Source organism: Blautia luti (genome assembly GCF_013304735.1).
Classification (GTDB): domain Bacteria; phylum Bacillota; class Clostridia; order Lachnospirales; family Lachnospiraceae; genus Blautia_A.
On the sequence record NZ_JAAITI010000094.1, the window covers coordinates 1 to 714 of the forward strand.

General features: G+C 41.0%; 1 protein-coding gene. It reads left to right on the forward strand.

From position 1 onward, the window contains the following. On the forward strand, nucleotides 1-714 hold a 714-nt coding region (locus tag G5B06_RS18580; protein ID WP_173772723.1), incomplete at both ends, for a DUF3849 domain-containing protein.

Genomic DNA, 714 nt, shown 5'->3' on the forward strand with positions numbered 1-714 from the left:
ATCAAAGAAACACTTCTTTTAGAAAGTGATGGAAACCGCTATGGAATTTACCAGATCAACAGTAGACAGGAAGAAAGAGGGTATCAGTTTTTAAGTCTGGAAGCGGCAAAAGAAATGGGATTTACCGTAGATGGCAAAGACTATCAGATGGTTTACAGTGAAAGACTGAGGGATGCTACGACACTGGATAATCTCTTTGAGCGTTTTAATATAGAACGACCAAACGATTTTACTGGGCATTCCATGTCAGTCAGTGATGTGATCATTATGAACCGGGGCGGCAGATTAACCGCATACTATGTAGATTCTTTTGGATTTACAGAACTGCCGGACTTTGTAGCACAGAGAGCTGAAATGTTAAATGCCAATCCAGTAAAAGCATATCCGGAAGTTTATATGGGAACTTTGGAAAAGGCTATGCAGGAGAGAAATGTAGATGCTTACCTGGATTCCAGAAAACTGAACATTGACTGTAAAAATGCAATTGAACAGGCAATCACAGAGGGATTCGACGGTATGCGTTTAAATCCAGATGCTGCAGTAGGCGTGTTTGAAAAATACGGGGAAGAACGGGTTGCATTTGTTCTGGCAAATACATTGAAACAGCTTTCCTATGATGGAAGATTTTCTGATGGCAATAAACGGTGGGCAGATGGCATTGATATTCCGGAAAATATCAGTCGGGGAATGGATCTGAACAGGGACTATATTGTG